This window comes from Donghicola tyrosinivorans, assembly GCF_003003355.1.
GTDB classification, from domain to species: domain Bacteria; phylum Pseudomonadota; class Alphaproteobacteria; order Rhodobacterales; family Rhodobacteraceae; genus Donghicola; species Donghicola tyrosinivorans.
In genome coordinates, this window is record NZ_PVTQ01000001.1 from 359,205 (window position 1) to 381,888 (window position 22,684).

The window sequence follows — 22,684 nt, forward strand, 5'->3', positions numbered from 1 at the left end:
CCTATAACGATCCGCCTGCCTTGAACGGGCAGGCTTTCAATTGGGAGGAGAGACCAAATGGATCGTCGTTCTTTTCTGAAGACATCGGCACTTGGCGGTACTGCAGCCGCAGCATCGACGCTGGCAGCACCTGCAATCGCGCAAGGCAACCGGACCCTGACCATGGTGACATCGGTTCCCCATGGCTTTGCTGTGTTCGATGACGCCGCTGTCTACTTCAACAACGTCGTGTCGGCTATGACCGATGGTCAGATCACCATCGACAAAAAAGCTGCCGGCGAACTGGTTGGCGGTTTCGAAGTGTTCGACGCGGTGTCGTCGGGCCAGGCAGACATGTACCACTCGGCAGACTACTACTTCGGTGGTCAGCACCCGGGTTACTACTACTACACCGCAGTTCCCTTCGGCGCGACCGCGCAGGAACTGTCGACCTGGATGTACCACGGCGGAGGTCAGGAACTGTATGACCAGCTGGGCCAGATCTTCGGCCTGAAGTCGTTCCACGCAGGTTCGACCGGCATGCAGCCCGGCGGCTGGTTCCGTAAGGAAATCCGCTCGGCAGACGACTTCAACGGTCTGAAGTTCCGTATGCCCGGCATCGGTGGCCGCGCACTGGGTCTGACCGGCGCATCGGTTCAGTCGATCCCCGGCGGCGAAATCTATCAGGCACTGGCATCGGGTGCGATCGACGGCGCCGAGTGGATCGGTCCCTTCGCAGATGAGCGTCTGGGCTTCCAGGAAGTTTGTAACTTCTACTACACCTCGGGCTTCCACGAGCCGGGTTCGGCCCTGTCGGTTGCCTTCAATCAGGACGTTTGGGAAAGCCTGACCCCTGCACAGCAGGCGATCATGGAGCAGGCAGCGAAAGCGGCCACCACCCACAGCCTGACCCAGGGTATCGCGAACAACGCAGCCGCGCTGAAGCGTATCCAGAGCCAGGGCGTCAAGCTGATGGAATTCACCGACGACGTTTGGGATCTGTTCGGCGACGCGTCGCTGAAAGCCATGGACGAATTCATGGACGATCCGCTGTACGCAGAAATCCGTGCCAGCTTCGAAGCATCGATGAAGGCAAGCTCGGAATGGCTGCAGCGCGCAGACAACGCCTACGTTGCACAGCGTGACCGCGTTCTGAACCGCGGCTAAGCCAAACGGATAAACCTATCGGGGCCCTGCAACTGCGGGGCCCCTTTCAATAATCGCGGACGTCTTCGGGCCGCGATCTGACCCGCGCGGGGCGGGTATTCGGGGACATCATGGAACAAGAAAGCATCGGACTAGGGGGCTTCGTGTCCGCGGTTTGGGACGGAATTCTCTGGGTTCTGACCAATATCGGGCTGGCCTTCTACGATTTCTTTTACGCTGTGTCGCATCCGGGCCTATGGCTGGATTGGTCCAACAAAGAAGCAATCAGCCGGTTCGTCTATTACGGCGGCTCGGTCGAGTTTTTCTTCGTTGTATTCACGACATTTCTTATCATCACCGCCTTCGGTATCTGGAAGAACGGATTCCTCTGGGCGGTCGTGCGCGGGCTTGAGGGGTTTGCCAACACCGCTGGCCGCTTCTTCGCTTGGGCCGGCCTGATCATGGTGATCCAGCAAACCATCATCGTTGTCATGCAGCGGATTTTCACCCGGCCGGACATCGTGCTGGGTTTCGGGATTCCGATCGGCTTTGACGTCAGCTGGTGGTCGGAAGAGCTGAAGCTGTACAACGCCATCATCGTCTGCATGTGTGTGACATATACCTTCGTTCAGGGCGGGCACGTGCGCGTTGACCTCGTGTACGCAGCAGTCAGCCACCGTGTTCAGCGTATCATCGACATGGTCGGCTCGCTCATCTTCATGATGCCGCTGGCAACCATCACTTGGATGTATGGCTGGTTCTTCCTGTGGCGCCACTTGATCGTGCCCAAGCCCTCGGCTTCGGACCAGCTGGACCGCATGCTGATGAAGTCCCGCGCTCTGCGCTGGAACGTCGAGACCATTGGCTTTAGCGCCAACGGCTTTACCGCCTACTTCCTGTTCAAAATCCTGCTTGTGGCCTTTGCCGGTATGGTCTTCATCCACGCGTGCTGCTTCTTCTGGCGCTCGTACCTTGAGTGGAAAGAAGGCCCCGATTCTGCCGGACGTTTCGTTGATCGCGACACGCTTGGCGAAGGCGAAGAAGCCTACGAAGGCGCACATTAAAGGGGTCATCCAGACATGCTATTCGGACTAGACGGCGTCGAGATCGGCCTGATCATCGTCTTCCTCTGCCTCTTCGGGGGTATTCTTTCGGGCTTCCCCGTGGCGTTCGCCATCGGTGGGGCCGGCGCGATTGCCTTCGCAATCATCGCCGCACTGGACAGCGCAGGCCTGCTGATCCACCAAGCAATTGATACGGGCAGCCAAGCCTACCGCGACCTTGTGGCCAGTGGGGTGAAGGACACCACAATCTCGATATTCAGGTATCCAGAGTTACCACGGGTCGCCCAACACGTATTCGAGCAGGGCTGGCAAACCGCCCTTGACCGCAACGTGTCGTTCCTTGTGAACCGTATCAACGAACGTGTTCTGGCAGGCCAGTCGATCGAGACCCTGCTGGCAGTTCTGATGTTCGTTCTCATGGGCATCACGCTGGAACGCTCCAAGATCGCAAACGATCTGCTGACCACGATGGCAAAGGTCTTTGGCCCGCTGCCCGGCGGTCTGGCCGTGTCGGTTGTGGTTGTGGGCGCGTTCCTTGCCGCATCGACCGGTATCGTGGGCGCAACTGTTGTGACCATGGGCCTTTTGTCGCTGCCCACCATGCTGCGCAACAACTACTCGCCGGAACTGTCGACCGGTGTGATCGCCGCCTCGGGGACCCTTGGCCAGATCATTCCGCCGTCGATCGTGATCGTTCTGCTGGGTACGCTGGCGGGTGACCTCTATTCGGCCGCGCAGGAAGACCGTGCGCGCGCTCTGGGGTGCTCGGACGCGTTGACATATTTGGGCGAGCCTGCAGTGGTTTCGGTTGGTACCTTGTTCCAGGCAGCACTGCTGCCGGGGATTATGCTGGCCGCGCTCTATGCGTTCTATGCATTCGGTTATGCGATGCTGAACCCCAGCCGTGCGCCTGCAGTCCAGATGGGCGGCAGCACGTCCGGCGAGGTGATCTCCCGCAATGAAGGCTTCACCTGGTTCCTGTTCGCGCCGGCGGCTCTGATTGCGATTGTTATCTTCCTCAGCAACCTGAACGTCATCGGTAACCAGAACGTGGTTGTGGACAGCTTCACCGACGCTGGTGTTGCAGCCAGCCTGCGCACCAATGTGAGCCAGGAATGTCAGGCCGCGATGATTGAGCTGCACGGTCAAGAGGCGTGGGACACTGCCGTCGCCGAGACCAAGGCCATTCAGGATGCAGGCGGCGTGCAGGAAAGCCGTCGTCTGACCCCGGAAGAGATCGAGCAAGTGCGTGCCGAAAAAGTGGCCGCGTCCGCACCGATCGGCACCGGTGTGACCATCATGATCGTCATGTTCGGCATCGCGCTGATGATCGCACGGGGCGTTGCCCCCAGCCGCGAGCCTCTGCCTCTGCTGATCGGTGCCGGTGGTCTGGTTCTGATGGTGATCGTCGATCTGCTGTTCGTGAACCCGCTGACCAGCGCGACCATGACCTTTGTGTACATGGCGATCCCGACTTTGATCGTCCTGTGGTCCATGAAGGAAGCGGCAGCGCGTCTGGCCTCGAACGAGCTGATCCGCGTGGTCTTCCCCCCGCTGGTTCTGATCGTTGCGGTGCTGGGTTCGATCCTTGGTGGTATCACCAACCCGACGCCCGCTGCGGCGCTGGGTGCCGTGGGTGCCATCATGCTGGCGGCTTACCGCAAGCTGCAGGACGAAAACCGCTCGGGTCGCGTGATCATCTGGTCGACCTTCGCGGTGGTGATCCTGCTGGTGCTTGGCGCCAACTTCGATCTGCGCATCAACACTGAAAGCGTTTCGGTCGAAAGCTGGGGTGCCTTCACGCTGGCCTATGCCGCTTACCTCTATCTGGTATTCGGCATCGGTTACGCGTGCTGGGTGCTGTTCAGCACGGGCGTTCTGAGCCCTGTGATCCGCGAAACTGCGAAAGTGACCAGCATGGTGTTCACCATCCTGATCGGCTCCCAGTTGCTGAACCTGGTGGTTATCGCCTTCGGCGGCGAGCATTACATCCAGATGTTCCTCAAGAGCTTTGACAACGAATTCACTGTCTTCCTGATCGTGATGCTCGTTCTCTTTGTTCTGGGCTTCGTGCTCGACTTCCTTGAGATCATCTACATCGTGGTGCCGATTGTGGGGCCGGTGATCTACGGCGGATCGTTCGATCCTAAGTGGGTGACCATCATGATCGCGGTCAACCTGCAGACCTCGTTCCTGACACCGCCCTTCGGCTTTGCTCTGTTCTACCTGCGTGGCGTTGCGCCTCGTGAGGTGACCACCGGGCACATCTACCGCGGTGTGGCACCCTTTGTGCTGATCCAGGTCATCGGCATCGCGATCCTCTGGGCCTTCCCGGGTATCGTGACCATCGTACCGGATCTGATGCCCAAGTAAGGCATTAGGGATAAGACAAAATCAGGCGGGCCTTCGGGTCCGCCTTTTTTATGCCGGTCTCTACGAGGAGGGCAGAAAAGAAAAAACCGCAACGCGAATGGCGTGCGGTTCTTAATGTGTGGCAGTCGGTGTGCCGTTTAGCGTCGCACGGCCCGCACATGGGGCAGGCGTAGGTTCGAGACCTGCTCGGCGATCGGGTCGGTGGACAGGGGGTGCAGGTCAGCCGAATAGTCATCGGCTTTTTGCATCGGCTCCCATGCGCCGTTCCGGTATAGCTCTAGCGCCGAAAAATTCGCCTTATATCCCATCTTGGCGCTGTGGGGGACCCAGTAGCCTAGATAGACATAGGGCAGCTCCATTTTCTTGGCCAATTCGATGTGGTCGAGAATCAGGTAGGTGCCAAGGCTGCGTGGGGCCATGTCCGGCTTGTAAAAGCTGTAGACCATGCTGAGGCCATCGCTGAGAACGTCCGTCAGACAGACGGCTGTCAGCGGGTCTTCTCCGGCCTCGGAATATTCGATCAGTCGGGTTTTGACGGGGGTCTCTTCGATCATCGCAGCGAATTCGAAGACATCCATATCGGCCATGCCGCCGTCCGCGTGCCGACCCTCAAGGTAGCTGCGGAACAGGGCGAACTGTTCCTCCGTCGCCCAGGGGCTGCGCACCTCGCGGGTGAGAGTCTCGTTCTTTTTCAAGGTCTTGCGCTGGGTGCGGCTCAGTTCGAAGTCCGTGACGCGAATACGCGCCGACAGACAGCCGGCGCATTCGGTGCAGCTTGGGCGGTACAGCACATTCTGGGACCGGCGGAACCCTTGCTGGGACAGACTGTCGTTCAACGAGGTCGCATCATCGCCTTGCAGCGCAGTGAACAGCTTTCGCTCAAGCCGCCCCGGTAGATACGGGCAGGTCTGAGGGGCCGTCACATAGAACTGAGGAGCATGAGGGAGTGTGTGGCGCATATCTTGTCACGTTAGTTTCAAGAAGAAGATAGCAACCGTGCCCCCTTGCGCCAAGAGGGCAGAGTCATAGGTTCGGGGGCGTCAGTATACCGCCATACGGTTTACGGGGGCTGTTCCGATGATGTGATCGGTGAGGCCCTGTCTCCGTGCGGATGTGAGCATCAGCACAATCGAGATCACCTGTAGCGGAAAGACCGCCAGCGACACGTTGTAACCCAGCGTATGCAAGAATGCCGTTCCCAGATCCAGACGCTGGCCTTGCAGGGTGCGGATCTCCATTCCCATCAGGCGCATTCCCCACGTGGCCGAGCCACGGGCCAGAGTGACCGTCCGGTAGGCAAAGCCGACCACCATCATCAGGAACGGAAAGAAGAATATCCCCGTAAAGGCGGTGAAGGGCAGGACCAGCGCACACAGTAGCGCAATCGCGACCATATCCACGATCCACGCCAGCAGGCGCTTGCCGGGAGTGTCGGCGTAAATCTCTTCGTGGCGGTCAGGGTCGGGGAGGGCGTCGTAATAGGACATAGAGGTCATTATGCCAGCTTTGTGTTGCAAGGGATAGGGTCTGCCCGTTTCCGGGCAGACGATCGGAGCGCGAATGACGCTTAGGCGTCTACGGTTTCGGGGACGTCCCGTTTCTGCGCGCGCTCGTCCATGAAGCGGTCGAACTCGGCTTTGTCTTTGGCTTCACGCAGACGCTCGAGGAAGGCTTCAAAGGCTTCCTGCTCGTCTTGCAGGCGGCGCAGGGTCTCTTCTTTGTAGGCATCGAACGCGGTGTTGCCGCTGGACCGTGTGCGGCCACCAAAGCCACAGGATTTGCGGTTGGTACGGCAGGACGATTTGAACATTTTCTTACTCCAGATCATGTAGGCCAGAAGGGCAAGGCCGACGGGCCAGAAAAAGACGAAGCTCAGCACCATAGCGGCGATCCATGCACCTTTGCCGCGGGCATCAAGCCAGGCTTCGGTACGAGAGAACCAGCCCATCGTGTGCTGGGGGGCAGTTTCGGTGTAGTAGGTCATTTCAGGCTCCGTTGGTTGTTAATGTGAATGCTTTTCACATTGAATAGATCGGAACCGCCCCCGTTGTTTTCAATAGGGAATGTGAAAACTTTTTACATTATCTGGATTATAACGTGAAATCAGCAGCTTGCGCGCCAGTTAGCCCCTTTAGAAGGGTGGGGTTCAGCGGAAAAATGTGCCGCGGTGTGCCTGCGGCGGCCCAAATTACGTCGAAATCCAGCAGGCGCGGGTCCAGAAATGCGCGGATCGGGCTAAGGTGACCCACGGGGGACACGCCGCCGATGGCAAATCCGGTCTGACTGCGGATCAGAGCGGCGTCTGCCTTGCCCAACGCCTCGCCTGCGACGGCGCTGGCCTTGTCGGCGCAGACCTGATTGCCGCCAGCGGTCAGGAACAGGATGGCCTCGCCGCTGGTCTCGCCCCGAAAGATGATGGATTTGGCGATCTGGTCCACATGGCAGCCTGCGGCATCTGCGGCTTGGGCAGCGGTGCGGGCCTCTCCGGCCTCAAAGATGTCGGGTGTCAGGCCCGCCGCCTCGAGGGCTGCTTTCACACGTTTCAGGCTCTTACTCATATCTTCAAATCCAGTGCATGTTTGTGGGCCATTGACGCTGCCTATGGCCCCTCGCAAAGTGCGGATATGAGCTTTGCATCCCGCATGACCCGCACCCCGCGTCCCTATGAGCCCGACCACAGCGCCGAGGCTTTGTCGTACTTTCCCGACCTTTCCGGTGAACTCAAGACCCTGATCGCGGGCACGGCTGCCTGTAGCCCCTATTTGCGGGGCTTGATGGCGAAAGAGGCTGAATGGATTGCTGCCTCTTTCGATGATCCAGAAGAGGCGGTGAAGGCGGAAATGGCGCGGCTGGGGGAGCTGCCGCCCGATGCGCTGTCGGCAGGGCTGCGGCAGGGCAAGCGCCGCGTGGCGCTGTTGTCGGCACTGGCCGATCTGGCGGGCGTCTGGCCGTTAGAGACTGTCACCGGCACGCTGACCGATTTCGCAGGCTATGCGACCCATCTGGCCATGCGGGCCACCGTGGGCGCTGAAATCCGGCGCGGCAAGCTGCCCGGCATGACCGAGGCCGATGCGGAAACCGCAGGCGGCATGGTGGCGCTGGCGATGGGCAAGATGGGCGCGGGCGAGCTGAACTACAGTTCTGACATCGACCTGATCTGTTTGTTCGATGAAACACGCTATGATCCGTCCGATTATCTGGATGCCCGCGCCAGCCTGATCCGCGCCACCAAAAAGATGACGGCGCTGCTCAATGACCTGACCGAAGAGGGCTATGTCTTCCGCACGGACCTGCGCTTGCGTCCTGATCCGTCGGTGACGCCGGTCTGTATGCCGATGGAAGCCGCCGAGCGTTACTATGAAAGCCTTGGACGCACGTGGGAGCGTGCCGCCTACATCAAGGCGCACCCCTGCGCGGGGGACATTGCGGCGGGGGCGGCGTTCCTCAAGACCTTGCGGCCCTTCGTGTGGCGCAAGCATCTGGATTTCGCGGCCATTCAGGACGCCCACGACATGCGCCTTGCGATCCGCAACCACAAAGGATTGCACGGGCCGATCCGCCTTTACGGTCACAACATGAAGCTGGGTCGTGGCGGCATCCGCGAGATCGAGTTTTTCACCCAGACCCAGCAGTTGATCGCTGGCGGGCGTGACCCCGATCTGCGGGTGCGCGGCACGGTTGAAGGGCTGCATGTGCTGGCCTCCAAAGGATGGTTGCCGCAGGCCTTGGCCGAGGAACTGTCTGGCCATTACCGCTTTCACCGTGAAGTCGAGCATCGTCTGCAAATGGTGAATGACGCGCAGACCCATTCGCTGCCGAAATCCCCTGAAGGAATGGCGCGGATCGCCGCCATGATGGACCGGGACCTGCCTGACCTTGAGGCGGAACTGCATCAGCGCTTGTCGGCGGTCCACGCCAAAACCGAAGAGTTCTTTGCCCCTGACGCGGCTCCCATCAAAGACGAAGAGATCGCGGCGGAAACCGGTTTTGATTCTGCGATCCTGTCGCGTTGGTTGACCTATCCGGCTTTGCGCTCTGAACGGGCGGTCGAGATTTTTGAACGGCTGAAGCCTGAAATCCTGCGCAAGCTGGCTCAATCCCCGCGCCCTGATGAGGCGCTGGTGGCCTTTGACGGCTTTCTTGCCGGTCTGCCTGCTGGGGTTCAGTTGTTCTCGCTGTTTGAGGCGAACCCGCAACTGGTCGATCTGATTGTCGATATCGCAGGGACGGTAAAGGCGCTGGCCCTTTATCTGTCGCGGAATGCAGGCGTTCTGGATGGCGTGATCGGCGGCAGTTTCTTTAGCCCATGGCCGGGCAGGGCGGCCCTGACCGCCGAGCTACAATCGCGACTGGCGGCAGAGGTGGACTATGAGCGTCAGCTTGATGGCACCCGCCGGTGGGCCAAGGAATGGCATTTCCGGATCGGGGTGCATCTGCTGCGCGGCTTGATCGATGCGAAAGAAGCGGGGGCAGAATACGCTGATCTGGCCGCTGCGACACTCGCAGGGATCGCCCCTGCGGTCGTCGCAGAATTTGCCCGAAAGCACGGCACTCCGCCGGGGCGCGGGGCCGTGGTGTTGGGGATGGGCAGCTTGGGGGCTGGCCTGCAATCGGCAACCTCTGATCTGGATGTGATTGTGATCTATGATACGTTGGATCAGGAAAGCTCGGACGGGCGGCGACCCTTGAACAGCCGCACCTACTATGCGCGTCTTACGCAGGCGCTGATCACTGCGATGACCGCTCCGATGGCCGAAGGCCGGCTTTATGAGGTGGACATGCGCCTGCGCCCCTCGGGAAATCAGGGGCCTGTCGCGACCAGTCTGGATGCCTTCCGGAACTACCAGACGAATGAGGCGTGGACGTGGGAACATCTTGCCCTGACGCGCGCCGCCATCATCGCCGGTGGCGAAGAACTGGCCACAGATGTCGAGGCATTCCGCCGCGAGGTTCTGCAATCCCCACGTGATGCCGCTGCCGTACTGGCCGAGGTGCGCGACATGCGGGCGCGGATCGCAGCCGCTAAAGCGCCCGATGGGCTGTGGGATGCCAAGATCGGCGCAGGCCGGATGCAGGACATTGAACTCTTCTCTCAGGCGGCGGCATTGGTCTCGGGCAGTGCTGAGCGGACCGTCACGGCGGGCCTTGATGCCGCCTTTGAGCTTGGCTGGGTCGCGGATGAGGAACGGCATGTGCTGGAACAGTGCTATGAGCGCTTGTGGCAAATCCAGATCGCCACGCGGCTGCTAGGGACGGGCTGTCTTGCGCCCGAGCAGTTGGGCCTTGGCGGGCAATCCTTCCTGACGCGCCTGTGCCGCTGTGATGATCTGGACAAGCTGGCGACAGATCTGGCGCTTGGGCATGAGGCAGCGCGTCAGATTATCGATCACGTCATTGCCGCGCGGGCAACGGCACCTGAAGGCGGAGAAGAGGGTGATGAAGACTAAAGGTGACGCAGTTGATCCCAAACGTCTGGTGGCCGAGGCCTACCGGATCGAAGGGATCACAGAGGCTGAATGCCGCAGCATTTTTCTGGATTGGGCCCTAAGCCTTGAGGCGCTGTCCACCTCTGAGGCATTGGCACAGCTGCTGGCCGTCTATGGTGGGGACGAGAGCCACCCCATGACAAAGGTCCTGACCGAGGGCCTCTCGGTCCCGACAACCCCGCGCCGCCGCGGCGGCTGGCGCAGTCGCCCCAGAGACTAGGCAATTCCCTACAAACAGGAACGCGGCCATATGCATGGCCGCGTGCAGGTCTCACAGGCAGGCACTTCGCGTGCCTGCGTCATGTGGCATTGTTGCCCTTTAGCGCGGCAGGGCAGCAGCCTCTTTGGCTAGGGCAACGATCCCCTCCCAGTCGCCTGCTTCCATAAGGTCTTTCGGTGCAACCCAGCTGCCACCGACGCAGGCGACATTCGAAAGCGACAGATAGTCATTAGCGTTCTTCAGGCTGACCCCACCGGTCGGGCAGAAGGTCACCTGCGGGATCGGCGCGCCAATCGCCTTCAAGGCCTTTGCGCCACCGTTGGCTTCAGCGGGGAAGAACTTTTGGGTGGTATAACCGCGTTCCAGCAGCGCCATTGCTTCCGATGCGGTGGCCGCGCCGGGCAGAAGCGGTAGATCATGGGCTTCACATGCGGACAAAAGCTTGTCGGTCGCGCCCGGAGAAACGCCAAAAGTCGCACCTGCGGCGACCGCTGCGGCGACATCTTCTGGGGTTAGCAGCGTGCCCGCGCCAACAATGCCCCCTTCAACCTTCGCCATTTCGCGGATCGCGTCCAGCGCTATAGGTGTGCGCAGGGTTACTTCCAACACGGGCAAGCCGCCAGCCACCAAGGCTTCTGCAAGGGGACGGGCGTGCGCTAATTCATCAATGACAAGAACTGGGATCACAGGCGCTTTGCGGCACAGGTCAATCGAGCGGCTGCTGGCTTCGGTGGGGGTCATGAAAATCTCTCCGGTTTGCGCTTCGGATATGTTGGATGCCTCCGGCGGAGGTATGTCAAGCGTCTTGAAGCCTTAAATTGCCGGTCATCGGAGTTTGGCCTCCCCGATGACCTACATTTATGCCTACTATTCGAGTTTTACCCATCGGAGCAGTGCTTGGTCGAGTAGTGCTCTGCCTGCTGAAAACTGGACCATCTGGAGCTGAAAGTCTGTCACCGCCATGTTTCGGCGCAGAACCGAGTACAACGCGGACCACCAAGCCCGCGCTGCCAAATTGCTTATACGAAAGTGAAATCATCCGCTGCAATTGAACTGATGTTGATGTTATCGAGCTTTACAGAACCACCGTCCCATTCAACGCGGACGCCGCTGCCTGTAGCAACAAAATTCAAATCACCAAAGGTTACGCCGGTCATTTCAAGAAGATCAACACCTTGTTCAAAATCAGTGATAACGTCCGCGCCCAATTTGATATTGGTGTTGAATTGGAATACATCAGCACCTGCCCCACCCGTCAGAGTGTCGTTTCCAGCAGCGCCGCTAATCGCATCATCACCAGCACCGCCAATAAAGGTATCGTTGCCACCGCCACCATTGATGGTGTCGTTTCCGGCTCCTCCGTCAACATTGTCATGAGCATTGGAGCCCGTCTGACCATTGTCAAAAAACACGTCGTTGCCATTACCGAGCGATACAGTGTCGCGTCCGTCTCCGCCCCACACGATGTCATTCCCATCCCCAGCATGGATGGTATCCCACCACGTTCCACCATCAATAGCGTCGTGGCCTGCTCCGCCATAAATGACGTCCGCACCATCGCCGCCTTCGATAATGTTGTCAGCCCAGTTTCCAGTCAGACTGTCCGAATGACTTGAACCTACTAGGTTTTCAATGTTTGTGATTGTATCACCTTCAGCGTCCCCTCCTGAAGCCGCCCCAGTTTCCAGGTTGATTGTGACCGCGGCAGACGAGCCTTCGTAATTGGCAACATCTAGAATGCCATCTCCACCATTCAGGACATCAGCACCTTCACCACCGTTGAGAACATCACGCCCATTGCCACCTTCTAGCGTATCCGCGCCGTCACCACCAAAGAGCCAGTCATCATCTTGACCGCCTTGGATTAGATCGCTTCCAGCATCACCGTAGAGCACGTCAAAGCCATCGTGGCCGTGTAGCGTATCATTGCCCGTGCCGCCGGTGATCTGATCCGCGCCTTGGTGACCTTGCAGAAGGTCGTCGCCCTCATTGCCATTCAGGCGGTCGGAACCCGTTCCGCCATAGAGTGAATCGTTTCCTTCACCACCGAAAAGGTTATCATTGCTATCATGGCCGTGTAGTTCGTCATTACCTGAGCCGCCACTGAGCATGTCGCCACCTGCGCCGCCAATCATCAAGTCATTGCCCGCATCGCCCCACATTTGGTCCGCGCCCTGTTCTCCGTATAAGGTATCGTTCCCGTTTCCCCCGGTCATTGCATCCGCACCGGAACCGCCGTGCAGGCTATCGTTATCGTCACCCCCCCACATTTCATCCGCGCCCCCGCCACCGTACAGTGTATCGTTTCCGACGAATCCAGCAATCTGGTCGGCTCCTTGAGCGCCATCAATGATATTAGTGCCGTTGCTTCCGGCAATTGTGTCATTGCCGGTCCAGCCTGCCAGTATATTGCCAACGTAATGAATGCTCATGCCAGAATTTACGGCGCTGTCGCCCAAATACGCGTCTGGGTTTACGCGTTGGTAGTTGTCGCTTGTATCAAGCGAGGTGTTTGTGCTGAGCGTGATGACGCGTCCATCGGAATACTGCACACGCTCAATATCCTGAAGATCGATCACAACCTTTGTGTCAGGACTATTCCTTAGAAGAAGCTGCCATTGGTTGCCACCGATACGCTGGATGCTATCTGTATAGTAACCGCTTGTGCTCATATTCACATACAAAGTGTCGAAGCCAGTACCACCTTGGGCAATTGTCCAACCCCAATGGGCATCGGAGCCGTATTGAGCATCGCTTTGCAGATAGAAGTTGTCGTTGCCTGCGCCGCCAGACATGTGATCATCACCACGCCAGAAGAACAGGCTATCTGCACCATCCCCGCCGCGCAGGATATCATCGCCATAACCGCCGTTCAGCACATCGGCTCCGGCCCCGCCATCCAACACATCATCATGGTTGTTGCCGTACAACGTGTCTGCGCCTGCGCCTCCAATCAGATTATCATCGCCGTTTCCACCATTTAGGGCGTCCGTTTGATCGCCTCCAAGAATAAGGTCGTCACCATTGTCACCATTTAGCGTATCGGCCCCAGTTCCACCTAAAATGATGTCACCACCATGCCCACCATTGATCTGGTCATTCCCACTATCGCCGCTCAAGCGGTCATTGGCTTCGCCACCCGTAATTGTATCGTTACCATCGCCGCCATAAATCGGCAGGTCATCCCAAAGCCCCGCACCGGACAGAATGTCATGGCCTTCGCCGCCATAGGCAGCTTCTACTTGATGGCTAAGGAGTGTGACGTTCACACCGGCGTTACCAGTGACTATCAAGGTATCAATACCATCATTCCCTGAAACATGGCCGTTGTTTAGGTCAGCAGCATCAACGAAGAGTAGATCATTACCTCCATGCCCACGAATATCATCTGAGCCAGCATTCCCAGCCAGCATATCGTCGTTGTTCCCACCCCAGACACTGTCATTTCCGTCACCGCCAGAAATTTGAACAGATCGCGAATGGCCTGCTGCGTTAAGTAGGTTGTTCCGTCCATCACCGGTGGCACCGTCCAAAACCAAAACGTCGAGGTTTACATTTGCTGAACCGGACCCATCCAGAACCCGATAATGCAAAGACTCCCCGTTTTCGAACTCAATGGAATAGCCGCTGGACGTTTCAATCTGACGCCAGCCTTGGGTGTTGTATCCTAGTGCAACGTCCCCTACGCCGCCCTCAACAACTTCATCGTTGCGGGTGAAGGAAGCCGTCCCCAATAATGTGCTACCGAACACAGCGACATCGTTTCTGTTGTCATCATATGCAGTGCCATCATCATAGGTCAGGTTGATTTGTGTAAATCCTAGTGAGGCCAGGGTACGCAATTCTCCATCATCAGCAATACCGTTAGAGTTTGCATCTTGCCAAACCCGCAACTCGGACCAGACTGTATCAATTGAAGAGAGTACCCCATCTCCGTTGCCACCCAAATCGGAAAGAGTGTCGAACATCGACAGCGCCTGAAGATCCGTGACTCCGCCGGTTGGCATCCATTCTGTGAATGCCAACTCATGTGTCATATTAATTTTACCATCACCCTCTCCGCGAGACCCGTCGGCATTCAAATCAATCACAAGAAAGGCATCATCAGGGCTAACCCAAGCTGTCTGTTCCTTAAAACCATCCGCATCTATGTCAAATGACACCGAACGATCGACAGAAATTTCAATACCGTCCCCATCCAAGTCGAGGATAATTGGCTTGCCACTACCTTCAGTATCACCACCACCACCAGGGTTATTGTCTCGCCAGCCTACTCCATCGTTGTAATCTTTATAATTGGGCACACCATCGCCATCACGGTCCCCATTCCAATGTCCAATATTTGAATAGGTTTCGTCCCTCCAATCGGGCTCTCCATCCTCGTCCTGGTCGCCAGACCAATCGACACGATATGGTGCGGGTTGTCCTTCCTCATGAAAACTTGAGCCAGGCATTTGGGGAGGGTGACCCGCAAATGTTCCTTGATAACCCAAACGCCCATCCAATCCAATTGCATCAGCAAAACTACGGCCAAAATCAGACAGGTTTTCCAGAAAATTTCCTGAAGTCAATGTCGGCGTTGTTGTGCCATCTCCATTATCAACTTCGACAATGTGTCCGTAGTGATATGCTTGCCCTGGTGTCCAGTTGCCTTGAATTGCGATATCTTCTCCATCTGGTCCCGTGAGCGTAGCAATGCGCCCTTCATCATCCAAGGTATAGGTGGTTGACCTGTTATGAACTCTCGTTCCTGCAGCCAGATAGGTGTGATGCTCTTCAACTTCAAAATTGTGGATCTGCCAGCCCTGTGCAGGGTCAGTTTCATCAAGACCTTGAAGACCACTTGCGATGATCCTATTTCGCGTTAATTCGGGCGCTTGAGCCATAGATATTTCTGCGCCCAGCTCAAACGTCTCAAGCTCATCGCCGATGTACGCCACTTCCTGATCCTTTAAGGTTGCGGAATGTGTGGCTTCGGATGCAAGCGCATGTTTTGAAAGATCAAATTGATTTTGCATAACTTCCCCCGATAAAGCGATAGCCGCGCTTTTTGATAAATGAATGTGTTCTTTGAAGCTCTACGTCTGATGTGACGTGGAACAAAATTTCTGATGCGTTTCGAGCCTGAGACCAAGACTCTACACCGCGCAAAAGCCCAAGTGCTGCGTAACCACCGCGCAGTTTATGGCGAACGTCTGGGCGAACATTCATGTTGTGGATTGTCGTCAGCAACGTAGCCGCGCCAATGTGATATTCGCCGATAGAGCAATAGACCATGCCAACAAGTTGCGTGGCATCTCGGCACAGCAATACGCCGTGCCGTTTGGTATCTTCCATACTACGCCGGATGATCGCCTCAACCTTTTGCGGCGCAAAAGGAATATAGGAAAATCGGCTTTCATCGTGCGCGCTGCGCGCCAGTTCTACAAGCCCCTGAACATCCGTGAAGGACTGATCCAAAACCTCAAACCGGAAACCATGGCGCAGAGTCGGTGAGGCTGTCTGCGCGTTATCGCGCAGGCCTAAATCACTGGTCATAAATTCTGTACTCTAGCTCAGAAAAGGAGTGGCGACTTTGGTAGAGCGCTGTGCAGGCGCATCTGGGTGGTCTGCAAAGGCGGGCGGAATATTTGGTACAGGTCGCGATCCCAATGCCACGTCTATAGCTGGTGCATCCTGTCCTGCAAGCGGTGCAGACAACTTAGTGCCGATACTCTCCCATTCACCGGCCGCGTAGATCGCCTCAAGCGTGACGTCAGAGCACTGCAGAATGTAATCCTCCGGCGCAGGCAAGTGCTCTGAAAGCTCCCAACGGAAGGGCAGTTTGCGACCATCAGATGTCTGCACAAGTCCATCATTGGTAACTTGTCCGCCATTGGCGGTAATTAACTCCAACAGCGATGTATCTTGCCCGTCTCGCAGGATTATCCGCGTCCCGACACGAATTTTGCGTGCCTCAGAAATTTTCACACGGCCGTTGGGCTGCTTTTCACCCACCACAGCCAGTACGAACTGGTCTTCGGGAGAGCCAACCTCACAATTGATCGCAGCGCGAATCAAAGTCCCATCATCCAGCATAATCGCACCATCTGTACGCAGAATGTCCATTAGCGGGACGTGCTGATCTTTGAACACACCATCCGCGCACAAATAGGCATGTCCTGGCGTCACACCAGTGCCCCAGAAATCCAGAATATGTGTTGCCTCATTGCGGAAGGTCCGCAGTACACGTCCGGGCTTTAGATTGCCATCTTTGTCGTCGTAAGAGACAACCAGATCGCCAACGCGGATTTCGCAGATCGGCTTTTCCCATACCTTTGAAAGAACAAGCTGTTCGTCATATGTGCCATCAGCACGCGGTTTGATCGATGGATCAAGAGGCCAAATTTGGATGGGCGTATCAGACTTGAAGCAGTTAGTATTGAACGGTGTACCAGTACCGCTTGCGATGTACCCGGCATGTTCGAGTGCAACATTTTGAGAAATCAACTGCCATCGCGCGAGCTCTGCTCGCGACGACAATGTAGCCCCCTGAAAGTCGATCATTCGTCCAACGGCAAACTGGAATTGAAAAAACTCAGCCACGGTATCAAGCGACATCATGTAAGCCATGGCTTCGTTTGCCGCTTGTGTCGGGTTGTCGAATCCCAAGGCATCATAGTTTTCGATGTAATATTCGAGAGGTTCAGCGGCAGTCCAGTTCTCAATGCCTAGACCATAGTCGGGTTCACTGAATACGTCTTTGTGGTTTTCGTAATGAACTTCAGCATCCAACAGGCCTGCGTAACCATTCGCAGCGACCATAGCAGCGCGCGCGTTCAAATCAGCAACCATCAGATCATAGCTGATTTCCAGACTGGTACTCAGGTTGATCGCATTCCCGGATTGAGCTGCTGTCTCTGCCAAAAAGGCGTTGGCGATCCGGCCAGAGAGTGAATCTTCTCGAACGACACCCCCGGCCAAGCCGCCATATTGATAACCACGTTCTTCCAGATATGAGTAATAAGCATCACGATTGCCGACCCCTTCTGCGTAGCTGTTTCCAACAAGCCCTTTAAGGTGGTCGATATCTTGCTGTGTAAGATTTTGGACCATTTTATAATTACCCTATAATGCATTCCATGAGACGGTCCGCGATGAATTCAATCACAGGGAGATCGTCGAAATTCCTGCCATCGAACCTGACCCTGTAAAAAATCGGTTCAAGTTTCTTATGTAAGTGGCATTGCGAATATTCGGTTGGTCCATCTTCCCAACGCTTGCAGCTGAGAATCGCTTCGATTCCTGCTAGCTCCGGGGTTCCGCGAAAAAAGGTATCTCGATTATATGCGACACCTGTTTCATCTGGGTAGGCATACCGCATCCAATCGCCATGGTCTTCGTCTGGGAAAGTCTCAAAACCTTCGGACGAGTGGTAGGTATAGCCTTGCCCGCTATCTAGAAGTTTCCCCGATCCGGGCATGCCGCCAACGCGTGCAAGGCTCGAGTACAGGGGGTATAGATCAACCCCATTTCCGACAAGAACTGTGAAACTTGGAAACGGGGATTGATTGATACTACCGTTCTCTCTGGGAACAGATACCTGCCCATTGGGAATGTTGAAGACCAAGGTACGCGTAGCTCCGTCCTCTCGCCCCGGTGGCACTCCCGAGAGGGGGCTTTCAATATCTCTGGGCCATTGCACCTGAATAACCCGGTCACTGCCCGGCACGCCGGTGGTGTGATAGGTGCTGACGATGTATGGACCAGTCTCAAGAGGAGAAACTAAATTCGGCGGCAATTCGCAGGCAGCTGCGTTTTGGGTGAGGGCAGGGCTTGCTGGTACGGATAGTGCCGAAAGCAATGCTGCACCTCTTATTAAGTTCTTCATTAATCTCTAACGCCCACAAGTGTAATGACCACTGGAAATATGAAGGAGAGTTACACAAACGGTCGTTTTTGTCACGCTCAATCTCCGCGCGAGTGATCAAGGTGCTTGTGAACTTGATCGCTAATTGGCGGTCTTTCTTGATCGTTAATTGGCGTTACCGATGACGAGGGTTTGAGCGGCGGCCTCGACGACGTCTTCGGTGATGGCGGCGATTTCGTTGATCCGGGCGATGCGTTCGATCTGCATGAAGAGGCGTTGCAGGAGGCGGAAGTTTCCCGCTGTCAATCGAATGATGGCTGCGGCGGCGCGGGCATCGGTGAAATCGGCATCATCTTGGCCGAAGCCGAGCTTTTTCCATTGACGCTGCAGGACGAACTGCATCTCGTCTTTGGAGAGTGGCGGGTATTCATGTACAAATCCGATGCGGCTGTAGAGCTGCGGGTATTGCGACATGCGTTTCTTGATGCCGGGCATGCCGATCAGGATCAGCCCTGCGTCACTGCGGTCGAATTGGTCGCGCAGGAACTCCAAACCGGACATGGTCAGACGTTCGGCCTCGTCTACGATCACCAGCTCTATCGGGCCAAGTGGCTTTGAATAATGGCCTGTCCACTCGGGGCGCTCATGGCTATCGATGCAAATGCTGAGCCGCGTTATAAATGGTTGGATGTCCTTGCGCAGGGCTGAGAGGCTGCCGCTTATCGGCGCTGTGTAGAACAAGGTCCGGGCACGGGCAGAGGCGGCATAGACCTTGGCATCCGAGTCCTCGCGTTTGCCCCATTCTGTCACGAGCGGTTCGATCAGGTCCCAATGCGCATAGCGTCGGGCTGAGAGGGTTTTGCCGACGCCCGCCCGGCCATGGCACAGGCCCATGGTGGCGTTGCGGCGCACCGTATTGGCGAACTCGACAAATCGCTTGTGTTCACGGGTAACAATGAAGGTGCCAGTGCGACGGGATTGACGGCTCATGACATCTTGTCCGTTTTGTACAGGATCAGCTTTTGGACCGGGCTGTCCGGTTTTGCGGGCTCTTGCTTTTCAGGGCTTTGGGGCGGCGCAGGGTCGGGAAGGAACTCCGTGACCCGCCGCGACTTCGCCATGATCTCGTTACGCAAAGCCTTTCGCCGCGCCGTGCGCGCCTGTTGGATATCCTTGAGAGAAATTGCCTGATGCGCGTGATGGGCGCTGACAGCGCGGCATAGGAACCGGTCGCGGTGGAACACGCGCAGCTCAGTGATGTCGCGCGGGTCATACCTGATGCTGACTGTTTCGCCGACATAGGCGGCGAGGGTTGGATCAGTGTAGAGTAGCCCCTGGAACCGAATGCCGTCCCGTCTCACCTGCCGGGTTTTCACCGACATGACCAGAAGCAGGTCGAGTTGCTCAAGACTGTCAGGCATCCGGGGCAGCCACCCGTCGCCCCGCCAGGCATCGTTGGGCGATGCGCCGATTTCGCTGTGCGCGCGGGCGTTGTAGGTGGAGGTGACAAAGGTTTTCACGGAAGCCTCAAGATCACCAAGCGACAGGCGCGGCGGGTAGGCGGGCTTTCCGTTTGACAATGCCCCCGGCAATTCGGGCAGAAGCTCGGTGTTGATGGTGCCGAAGAACCGCTCGATCTTGCCCCGCCCCTGAGGGCGGCCTACCGTCGAGAAGACGAGCTCGATGCGCAAATCAGCCGCGACCTGTTCGAGGTGCTTGCTGGTGAATTGCGAACCTTGGACGCCCTTCTAAGAGGCAAGCGGCGATTTGTGTCTGATTGATCTCTTTGTAGCGGCGCATGATGATGCCGAAGACTTCGCGCGCGATGTAACGTTTGAGGCTGCGAATGGCTTCCAGCTTTGAGTTTCCGGCAGCAGTCCGTTTGGCAATGTAGGCTTGAGTGCGTGGGTCAAGTCGCAAACGTCCGATGGCGATAATGTGGATCGCACTATTGGCTGCGCGATCACCGCCTCTGTTCAACCTGTGCCGGACAGTTTTTCCGGATGACGCGGGTACCGGACTGACGCCGCAAAGGGCGGCAAAGCTGGCTTCGGATTTCAACCGCTCCGGATTGTCGCCAGCCGTCAGCAATAGTTGCGCCGCGCTGTTCAGGCCGATCGCGGTCCGGTCGAGCAGCTCAGGAGCAAGGTCCTTGACGATGGCTTCGATCATTTCATCCAGATCGGCGATCTCATCATGCAGTTCGAGGTAACGCCTCGCTAGGGATTTGAGCGAGATGCGATAAGCTTCTTCGACCTGCCGAAAGGCCGTGAGATCAGGCCGCCAAGCTGCCAGTGTGCGGATCAATTGCATTCGCGTCATCTTACGCAGGGGTTCTCGCAATCTGTCGGGGGCACAGACGATCGTCGTCTGGATCATTTGCAAAGCAATGCGGCGCGCCTGAACGGCTGTCTTTCGGCAAACCCTTAGAACACGAAGGCTTTCGACCATACCGTCACGGCTTCTCGGTGTGACAGTGCGCCGTTCGGTGAAGGCGGCATGGGCCGCACTTTCTGCATCGAAGTCGTCGTTCTTGCCGCGACGACGGCGCTCTTGTTTGTCAGGGGCAGTGACCACCTCCAGAACTTCGATGCCAGCTGCCTGCAAATAGCGCAGCAACCCTGCGCCATAACTGCCTGAACATTCGATGCCGACGCGTTGCAGATCCCCGAAAGACCGCATCCAGATCAACATCAAGCGATAGCCATGACGGGTCGTGGGAAAGCTCTCGGTGCCGAGCACGCGGTCGTACTGGTCTACGACAGCTGCAACATGTAAATCCTTGTGGGTATCTACGCCTCCGACGACGTGCGATGTTTCTGGGCTTTCGGCCATTTGTTGATCCTTTCCGGCGACAAGAGAACAAGCATCGCCTCAAGGAATGCAGGGACAGGACAGTCATGAGACCGGATGGTCAGGCCCTTCTTGGGTCACGACGCACCTTTGAGGCAAGCTCGCCACAAGGCGTTCCCAGATGATCGACAGGTCCAGGGAAAGACACGTGTCAGGTCGATCGGAGTGAGAGTCAGATCACACCGAGAAGCCATGCGGCACCAACCCAGCGAATGGTCGATCGGTATTCGAGTCAAACCACCCGGGAACTGGCACCAATTGTATGACTATCGGTATAGAGCACGTCCGGAACGCCGCAGATCGGTCAGGACGGCGTGTCTTTGCGCCAAATCGCTTGCCGCAGGGCAAGGGCGGTCTGGATGGCAGAAGGTGCGCCAACAAAAACAGCATATCCGGCCACGGCGCGAGAATGATCATCAAGCACGATGGTCAGCCACGGCCGCATCGGCACGCCGTTTGCATCGAGGATAAAAAGATCGAGTTGTGTGTGGTCGGCCTGCCAAACCGCGTTCGGTTTTTCGGCACGATGGCGGCGGATTATTTCGAACCGGTCGCGGTAGGCGGCTGCGCCGTCATGGGCGAGCGTGACAAGTCCCGGATCAAGTGCATCCACGATGGCATGCACCGTGGCATAGGACGGGACCGGCCAGTCCCGCGCGTTAGCAATCGGGGTGATGCGCCGGTAGATCGCTGCTGCCGACAGCTTGGGTTTGTGCAGGGCCAAACCTTCAATCAGATCGACCAACTCAGACGGTATCTTGCGCCGTCCGGCATCGATGCGTGGTGCCCGCGCCAGCCCGACAAGCCCGTGTCGGCGATATCGGGCCACCCATCTTTGCAGGGTGCGCAACGGAACCTCACTGGCACGGGCCACTTTCGTCAGGGGAACTGCATCGACCAAATGCGAGCGCAGGATGTTGAACCGGCGCAGTGCCTCGGCGCGCCGGTCATCGGACAGCGTGGTCAAACTGTCCGTAAGGGGATCGGTGAGCGGACGTTTTGGCATGATGGGACACCTCGCATGAAACCAGCACCCCACTTGTATCAGATAAATGGTACGCTTTAATTTGCAAAAGAGGCCCCTTATCCGTACAATACAGGCATGAGTTTCACAAAAATCGGATACGCGCGCTGCTCGACCGACCGGCAGGACCTGTCGGCGCAGAAGCAGGCGCTCGAAAATCTCGGCGTAGCGCCGGATCGCATCTACACGGACCATGGGCTGACCGGCACCAACCGCGCCCGCCCCGGTCTGGACCAAGCCCTTGCCGCTGTGCGCGAGGGGGATACCCTCGTCGTGCCCAAGCTCGACCGGCTCGCCCGCTCTGTGCCCGACGCCCGCGACATCGCCGACAAGCTGAAGGCGCGCGGCGTGAACCTCGCTTTGGGCGCGTCGGTCTATGACCCGACCGATCCGATGGGAAAGATGTTCTTCAACATCCTCGCCACCTTCGCCGAATTCGAGGCCGATCTGATCCGTATGCGCACCCGCGAAGGCATGGCCATCGCCCGCGCCAAAGGCAAACTGCGCGGTAAACAGCCAAAACTCTCCGACCGCCAATCCCGCGAGCTACGCCGCATGTACGACACGGGCGAGTATTCCGTCAGCGATCTGGCTGAGGTGTTTTCCGTCTCACGACCAACCGTCTATCGGACGTTGCAAAGGGTGCCGGGGGTGGGTTAGCGTTTGGTGTGGATGCCCGAGGAGATGGGG

General features: G+C 57.4%; 19 protein-coding genes. 6 read left to right on the forward strand and 13 right to left on the reverse strand.

Annotation, left to right across the window (positions count from 1 at the left end; translation table 11 throughout):
• Positions 1-57 precede the first annotated feature (57 nt).
• From CLV74_RS01725 to CLV74_RS01735, 3 genes are all read left to right on the forward strand, one after another.
• Positions 58-1,146, forward strand: a complete 1,089-nt coding sequence (locus tag CLV74_RS01725) for a TRAP transporter substrate-binding protein (RefSeq protein WP_106262475.1) — start codon at positions 58-60, stop codon at positions 1,144-1,146.
• 110 nt (positions 1,147-1,256) lie between these two features.
• Positions 1,257-2,189 (forward strand): TRAP transporter small permease subunit, encoded by a 933-nt coding sequence (locus CLV74_RS01730; RefSeq protein WP_106262476.1) that lies wholly within the window; start codon positions 1,257-1,259, stop codon positions 2,187-2,189.
• A 15-nt stretch (positions 2,190-2,204) separates the two neighbouring features.
• Positions 2,205-4,562 (forward strand): TRAP transporter large permease, encoded by a 2,358-nt coding sequence (locus CLV74_RS01735; RefSeq protein WP_106262477.1) that lies wholly within the window; start codon positions 2,205-2,207, stop codon positions 4,560-4,562.
• Positions 4,563-4,699: 137 nt separating this feature from the next.
• Here the strand turns inward: CLV74_RS01735 and CLV74_RS01740 are convergent, their stop codons facing one another.
• The 4 genes from CLV74_RS01740 to CLV74_RS01755 form a co-directional block, all read right to left on the reverse strand.
• The gene (locus tag CLV74_RS01740; protein ID WP_106262478.1) at positions 4,700-5,521 is read right to left on the reverse strand and encodes an arginyltransferase; all 822 of its coding nucleotides are present in this window, start codon (positions 5,519-5,521) and stop codon (positions 4,700-4,702) included.
• Between the two features lie 81 nt (positions 5,522-5,602).
• Entirely contained in the window at positions 5,603-6,058 is a 456-nt protein-coding gene (locus CLV74_RS01745; protein WP_106262479.1) for an RDD family protein, read from the reverse strand.
• 71 nt (positions 6,059-6,129) lie between these two features.
• Positions 6,130-6,546: a DUF2852 domain-containing protein gene (locus tag CLV74_RS01750; RefSeq protein WP_106262480.1), complete on the reverse strand. Its 417-nt coding sequence runs from the start codon at positions 6,544-6,546 to the stop codon at positions 6,130-6,132.
• A 106-nt stretch (positions 6,547-6,652) separates the two neighbouring features.
• Positions 6,653-7,120: a YbaK/EbsC family protein gene (locus CLV74_RS01755; RefSeq protein ID WP_106262481.1), complete on the reverse strand. Its 468-nt coding sequence runs from the start codon at positions 7,118-7,120 to the stop codon at positions 6,653-6,655.
• Between the two features lie 66 nt (positions 7,121-7,186).
• On the opposite strand from CLV74_RS01755, the gene CLV74_RS01760 reads away from it, so the two are divergent.
• Positions 7,187-10,009 (forward strand): bifunctional [glutamine synthetase] adenylyltransferase/[glutamine synthetase]-adenylyl-L-tyrosine phosphorylase, encoded by a 2,823-nt coding sequence (locus CLV74_RS01760; protein WP_106262482.1) that lies wholly within the window; start codon positions 7,187-7,189, stop codon positions 10,007-10,009.
• Positions 9,999-10,268 carry a hypothetical protein gene (locus CLV74_RS01765; RefSeq protein ID WP_106262483.1) on the forward strand — a complete coding sequence of 90 codons (270 nt, stop codon included), beginning with the start codon at positions 9,999-10,001 and terminating at the stop codon, positions 10,266-10,268. Before CLV74_RS01760 ends, CLV74_RS01765 begins: the two co-directional genes overlap by 11 nt.
• A 99-nt stretch (positions 10,269-10,367) precedes the next feature.
• Here CLV74_RS01765 and eda read toward each other — a convergent pair whose 3' ends face one another.
• The 9 genes from eda to CLV74_RS01820 all read right to left on the reverse strand — a co-directional run bounded on the left by eda (position 10,368) and on the right by CLV74_RS01820 (position 21,976).
• Entirely contained in the window at positions 10,368-11,009 is a 642-nt protein-coding gene (eda, locus tag CLV74_RS01770; RefSeq protein WP_106262484.1) for a bifunctional 4-hydroxy-2-oxoglutarate aldolase/2-dehydro-3-deoxy-phosphogluconate aldolase, read from the reverse strand.
• Positions 11,010-11,287: 278 nt separating this feature from the next.
• Entirely contained in the window at positions 11,288-15,286 is a 3,999-nt protein-coding gene (locus tag CLV74_RS23340; RefSeq protein ID WP_146134881.1) for a calcium-binding protein, read from the reverse strand.
• Positions 15,270-15,806, reverse strand: a complete 537-nt coding sequence (locus CLV74_RS22505) for a hypothetical protein (protein ID WP_146134882.1) — start codon at positions 15,804-15,806, stop codon at positions 15,270-15,272. Before CLV74_RS22505 ends, CLV74_RS23340 begins: the two co-directional genes overlap by 17 nt.
• Positions 15,807-15,818: 12 nt before the next feature.
• Positions 15,819-17,363, reverse strand: a complete 1,545-nt coding sequence (locus CLV74_RS22985) for a hypothetical protein (RefSeq protein WP_211299000.1) — start codon at positions 17,361-17,363, stop codon at positions 15,819-15,821.
• Between the two features lie 7 nt (positions 17,364-17,370).
• Positions 17,371-18,111, reverse strand: a complete 741-nt coding sequence (locus CLV74_RS01800; RefSeq protein WP_146134883.1) for a hypothetical protein — start codon at positions 18,109-18,111, stop codon at positions 17,371-17,373.
• Positions 18,112-18,282: 171 nt separating this feature from the next.
• Positions 18,283-19,107 carry an AAA family ATPase gene (locus tag CLV74_RS01805; protein ID WP_106262490.1) on the reverse strand — a complete coding sequence of 275 codons (825 nt, stop codon included), beginning with the start codon at positions 19,105-19,107 and terminating at the stop codon, positions 18,283-18,285.
• The gene (locus CLV74_RS01810; protein ID WP_245888421.1) at positions 19,104-19,808 is read right to left on the reverse strand and encodes a Mu transposase C-terminal domain-containing protein; all 705 of its coding nucleotides are present in this window, start codon (positions 19,806-19,808) and stop codon (positions 19,104-19,106) included. The genes CLV74_RS01805 and CLV74_RS01810 overlap by 4 nt, the downstream gene beginning before the upstream one ends.
• A gap of 1 nt (position 19,809) precedes the next feature.
• Positions 19,810-20,952, reverse strand: coding sequence for an IS110 family RNA-guided transposase (locus CLV74_RS01815; RefSeq protein ID WP_245888422.1), 1,143 nt, complete (start codon positions 20,950-20,952; stop codon positions 19,810-19,812).
• A gap of 322 nt (positions 20,953-21,274) precedes the next feature.
• On the reverse strand, positions 21,275-21,976 hold the full coding sequence (locus CLV74_RS01820) for a helix-turn-helix domain-containing protein (protein ID WP_245888423.1): 702 nt from the start codon (positions 21,974-21,976) through the stop codon (positions 21,275-21,277).
• A gap of 96 nt (positions 21,977-22,072) precedes the next feature.
• On the opposite strand from CLV74_RS01820, the gene CLV74_RS01825 reads away from it, so the two are divergent.
• Positions 22,073-22,654: a recombinase family protein gene (locus CLV74_RS01825; protein WP_106262491.1), complete on the forward strand. Its 582-nt coding sequence runs from the start codon at positions 22,073-22,075 to the stop codon at positions 22,652-22,654.
• Positions 22,655-22,684: the final 30 nt, after the last annotated feature.

What these genes read in the sequence shown, in the direction of transcription:
- CLV74_RS01725 (WP_106262475.1), top strand. Translation starts at nt 58, where the DNA reads ATGGATCGTCGTTCTTTTCTGAAGACATCGGCACTTGGCGGTACTGCA.
- CLV74_RS01730 (WP_106262476.1), top strand. Translation starts at nt 1,257, where the DNA reads ATGGAACAAGAAAGCATCGGACTAGGGGGCTTCGTGTCCGCGGTTTGG.
- CLV74_RS01735 (WP_106262477.1), top strand. Translation starts at nt 2,205, where the DNA reads ATGCTATTCGGACTAGACGGCGTCGAGATCGGCCTGATCATCGTCTTC.
- CLV74_RS01740 (WP_106262478.1), bottom strand. Translation starts at nt 5,521, where the DNA reads ATGCGCCACACACTCCCTCATGCTCCTCAGTTCTATGTGACGGCCCCT.
- CLV74_RS01745 (WP_106262479.1), bottom strand. Translation starts at nt 6,058, where the DNA reads ATGACCTCTATGTCCTATTACGACGCCCTCCCCGACCCTGACCGCCAC.
- CLV74_RS01750 (WP_106262480.1), bottom strand. Translation starts at nt 6,546, where the DNA reads ATGACCTACTACACCGAAACTGCCCCCCAGCACACGATGGGCTGGTTC.
- CLV74_RS01755 (WP_106262481.1), bottom strand. Translation starts at nt 7,120, where the DNA reads ATGAGTAAGAGCCTGAAACGTGTGAAAGCAGCCCTCGAGGCGGCGGGC.
- CLV74_RS01760 (WP_106262482.1), top strand. Translation starts at nt 7,187, where the DNA reads ATGAGCTTTGCATCCCGCATGACCCGCACCCCGCGTCCCTATGAGCCC.
- CLV74_RS01765 (WP_106262483.1), top strand. Translation starts at nt 9,999, where the DNA reads ATGAAGACTAAAGGTGACGCAGTTGATCCCAAACGTCTGGTGGCCGAG.
- eda (WP_106262484.1), bottom strand. Translation starts at nt 11,009, where the DNA reads ATGACCCCCACCGAAGCCAGCAGCCGCTCGATTGACCTGTGCCGCAAA.
- CLV74_RS23340 (WP_146134881.1), bottom strand. Translation starts at nt 15,286, where the DNA reads ATGCAAAATCAATTTGATCTTTCAAAACATGCGCTTGCATCCGAAGCC.
- CLV74_RS22505 (WP_146134882.1), bottom strand. Translation starts at nt 15,806, where the DNA reads ATGACCAGTGATTTAGGCCTGCGCGATAACGCGCAGACAGCCTCACCG.
- CLV74_RS22985 (WP_211299000.1), bottom strand. Translation starts at nt 17,363, where the DNA reads ATGGTCCAAAATCTTACACAGCAAGATATCGACCACCTTAAAGGGCTT.
- CLV74_RS01805 (WP_106262490.1), bottom strand. Translation starts at nt 19,107, where the DNA reads ATGAGCCGTCAATCCCGTCGCACTGGCACCTTCATTGTTACCCGTGAA.
- CLV74_RS01815 (WP_245888422.1), bottom strand. Translation starts at nt 20,952, where the DNA reads ATGGCCGAAAGCCCAGAAACATCGCACGTCGTCGGAGGCGTAGATACC.
- CLV74_RS01820 (WP_245888423.1), bottom strand. Translation starts at nt 21,976, where the DNA reads ATGCCAAAACGTCCGCTCACCGATCCCCTTACGGACAGTTTGACCACG.
- CLV74_RS01825 (WP_106262491.1), top strand. Translation starts at nt 22,073, where the DNA reads ATGAGTTTCACAAAAATCGGATACGCGCGCTGCTCGACCGACCGGCAG.